General features: G+C 68.0%; 1 protein-coding gene. It reads left to right on the plus strand.

Annotated elements, in window-relative coordinates; genetic code table 11:
- Positions 1-3,805, plus strand: a 3,805-nt coding sequence (locus tag ACTWQF_RS36685; protein ID WP_443284111.1) for a condensation domain-containing protein, incomplete at both ends; no start/stop codon positions are given.

Consider the following 3,805-nt stretch of genomic DNA (forward strand, 5'->3'; position numbering starts at 1 on the left):
GTTGTATCTGGCTGGTGTGCAGTTGGCGCGGGGTTATCTGGGGCGGCATGGTCTGACGGCTGAGCGGTTCGTGGCTGATCCGTTCGGGCCGCCCGGGGCGCGGATGTATCGCAGTGGTGACCTGGTCGCCTGGCGGGCGGACGGAGCGATCGACTACATCGGGCGTGCCGATTTCCAGGTCAAGGTGCGTGGTTTCCGTATCGAGCCCGGCGAGATCGAGGCCGCACTGCTGGCGCACCCCGACGTCGCACAGGCCACCGTCGTCGCCCGCCAGGCCCAAGGTGAGGGAGGCGGGAAACAACTCGTCGCGTACGTCGTCCCGGCGACGACGGACACCGCGGAGTCCGTGGCCCCCGCAGGCAGCGAGCGTATGGCCTCAGCGACCCCCGCTGAGCTGCGGGCTTTCCTCTCCGGACGGCTGCCGGAGTACATGGTGCCGGCGGCATTCGTCGTCATGGACGAGCTGCCCGTCAACGCCAGCGGCAAGGTCGACCGCAAGGCGCTGCCCGAGCCGGAATTCTCAGGTGGTGTGTACCGGGCGCCGGGTGATCCGGTGGAGGCGGCTTTGGCGGGTGTGTTTGCCGAGGTGCTGGGGTTGGAGCGGGTCGGTGTCGACGACGATTTCTTCGCGGTCGGTGGCGACAGTATTCGGTCGATCCAGGTGGTGTCGCGGGCGCGTGCGGTGGGTGTGGAGGTCTCGCCGCGGCAGGTGTTCGAGTGCCGCACTGTCGCCGAGCTGGCTGAGGCGGCCCGGGTGGGTGAGGGCGGGAGCGGCAGTACGGCCCTCGCCGAACTGGAGGGCGGCGGCGTCGGTACCGTCCCCCTGCTGCCCGCGGCCCGCTACCTGAAAGAGCTGGGCGGCAACTCCGACCACTTCGCCCAGTGGCTCGCCTTGGAGCTCCCGCCGGGCATCGACCGCGAGGGCCTTGTGGCGACGGTGCGGGCTGTGGTCGACCATCACGATGTGCTGCGGTCCCGTCTGGTGGACGGCGTGGACGACGCAGACGGTGTGGACGGCGCGGACGAGGGTCCTGTGCTGGAGGTGGCTGCGCCGGGCAGCGTGGATGTGGACGGGCTGCTCCGTCGCGTCCCGTGTGCTGGTGGGCACGACACCGTGGCGTGGGGGCGGCTGCTGTCCGCCGAGCTGGATGGGGCCTTGGCCGAGCTGGATCCGGCTGCGGGTGTGATGCTCCGGCTGGTGTGGTTCGAGCCGGATGATGCGGCTGCGGCGGGGCGGTTGTTGGTGGTGGCTCATCACCTGGTGGTGGACGGTGTGTCGTGGCGGGTGCTGGGTCCGGATCTCGCTGCCGCCTGGGAGCAGGTGCGTGAGGGCCGGAGCCCTGATCTCGCGCCCGTCACCACTTCGGCACGGCGCTGGGCTCACGCCCTGGTGGAGGAAGCGCACCGTCCCGATCGTGTTGCCGAACTGCCCTTCTGGCAGGAGGTGCTGGAGGGTCCTGATCCGCTGCTGGGTTCGCGGGAGTTGGACCGGGCTGTCGATGTGACCTCCACTGTGGCGACCGTGCGGGTGCGGGTGCCGGTGGAGGTGACGGCGTCGGTGCTGGGTGCTGTGCCTGCGGCGTTTCGTGGTGGTGTGAACGATGTGCTGTTGGCGGGGTTGTCGTTGGCGGTGGCGCGGTGGCGGGAGCGGCGTGGTGTTGAGGCGTCGTCTTCGTTGTTGTTGCGGTTGGAGGGGCATGGTCGTGAGGAAGGGGTTGTGCCTGGGGCGGATTTGTCGCGGACGGTGGGCTGGTTCACCAGCATGTATCCGGTGCGGCTGGATCTTGCCGGGGTGGATGTCGGTGAGGCGTTTGCCGGGGGTGTGGCTGCCGGTCGGGCGGTGAAGGCGGTCAAGGAGCAGTTGCTGGCGGTCCCGGACAAGGGGATCGGTTTTGGGTTGCTGCGGTATTTGAACGACGGGACGGGGGCGGTGCTTGCGGGTCGTTCGACCGGGCAGATCGGTTTCAATTATCTGGGCCGTTTCTCCGGCACCGACATGCCCGAGCATCTGCGCGGCCTCGGCTTCCATCCCGCACCCGAAGCCGGCGAACTCACCGCCACCCCGGACGCCGATATGCCCGTCATGGCCGCCCTGGACATCAATTCCCTCGTCACCGACAGAGGTGACGGTGAAGAACTCACCGCCCAGTTCGCCTTCGCCACAGGCCTGTTCTCGCGCGCCGAGGTGGAGGAGTTGGCGGGGTTGTGGGTGGAGGCGTTGGCGGGTCTTGCCCGGCATGTTGCCGAGGTTCCGGGGGCGGGTGGTCTGACGCCTTCGGATGTGCCGTTGGTGGGTGTGTCGCAGGGTGAGATCGAGGCGTGGGAGTCCCGGTATCAGGGGCTGGTGGATGTCTGGCCGCAGTCGACGTTGCAGGCCGGGTTGCTGTTCCACAGCAAGCTGGTGGACTCCGGTAGCGGCGGTGGGGGTTTCGATGCGTATCAGATGCAGTTGGTCTTTCATCTGGCCGGTTGTGTGGATGCGGAGCGGATGCGGGTTGCGGGTCAGGCGCTGCTGGAGCGGTATGCGAATCTGCGCACGGCTTTTGTGGAGGATGCGCGGGGTAATCCGGTGCAGCTGGTCGTCGAGGGTGTTGAGCTGCCGTGGGAGTTCGTGGACTTCACCGGTCTGCCGGAGGCGGAGCGTGCCGAGTCTTTCGAGCGGTTCCTGGTGGCGGATCATGGTCGGCATTTTGATCCGGGGTGTCCGCCGATGGTGCGGATGTCGTTGGTGGCGTTGGAGGCGGAGCGTTTCGAGCTGGTGTTGACGGCGCATCATGCGCTGTTCGACGGCTGGTCGCTTCCGGTGCTGTTCAAGGACCTGCTGCGGCTGTATGCCGCACATGGTGAGGCTTCCGGTCTGCCGCGGGTGCGGGGTTATCGGGACTTTCTGGCCTGGCTGGAGCGGCAGGACCGGGAGGAGACCCTCCGGGCGTGGGCTGCCGAACTCGACGGCGTCGAAGAACCCACCCTTCTCGCACCGCGTACGGTTTCGCATGCCGGGGCCACCGGTATCGGGACCGTGGGCGTCGACGTGTCGGACGAGACCTCCCGCATGCTGACGCGTCGTGCGGCGGAGTTGGGTGTCACGGTCAACACATTGGTGCAGGGCACCTGGGCGGTGCTGCTGGGTCAGCTGACGGGGCGGCAGGATGTGGTGTTCGGTGCCACGGTCTCCGGGCGTCCGCCCTCGCTACCGGACGTGGACTCGATGGTGGGCCTGTTCATCAACACCCTGCCGGTCCGCGTGCGCTACGACGCTGGCGACACCCTCGCCGACGTACTCCAGCGCACCCAGGAACACCAAGCCGGACTCCTCGACCACCACTATCTGGGCCTGGCCGAGATCCAGCAGAGCACGGGCTTGTCGAGCCTCTTCGACACTCTCGTCGTCTTCGAGTCCTACCCCATCGACCGCGCCGGACTGGACGACGCCAATGCCGAGGCGGGAGTGCGGCTGGCTGGGCTGCGGCACTTCTCCGGCACCCACTACCCGCTGATGGTCATGGCCGAGGCCGACCCGCACCCCACCCTCTCCCTCCAGTACCAGGAACACATCTTCGACCAGGCGACGATCGCGGAGATGGCAGCCCGCTTCGGCCGCGTACTGGAGCAACTGGCCGCGGACCCGCATCTCACCGTCGGCGACGTGGACATCCTCGCGCCGGCCGAACGTCACCGCCTGCTGGAGTTTGGTGGTGGTGAGTGTCGGGTGTTGCGGGATGGTTCGTTGGCGGGTGGTTTTGAGGAGCAGGTGGGGCGGTCGCCGGGTGGGACGGCGTTGGTGTTCGAGGGTGTGGGGGTGTCG

It is taken from the genome of Streptomyces sp. 8N114 (assembly GCF_052245835.1).
Classification (GTDB): domain Bacteria; phylum Actinomycetota; class Actinomycetes; order Streptomycetales; family Streptomycetaceae; genus Streptomyces.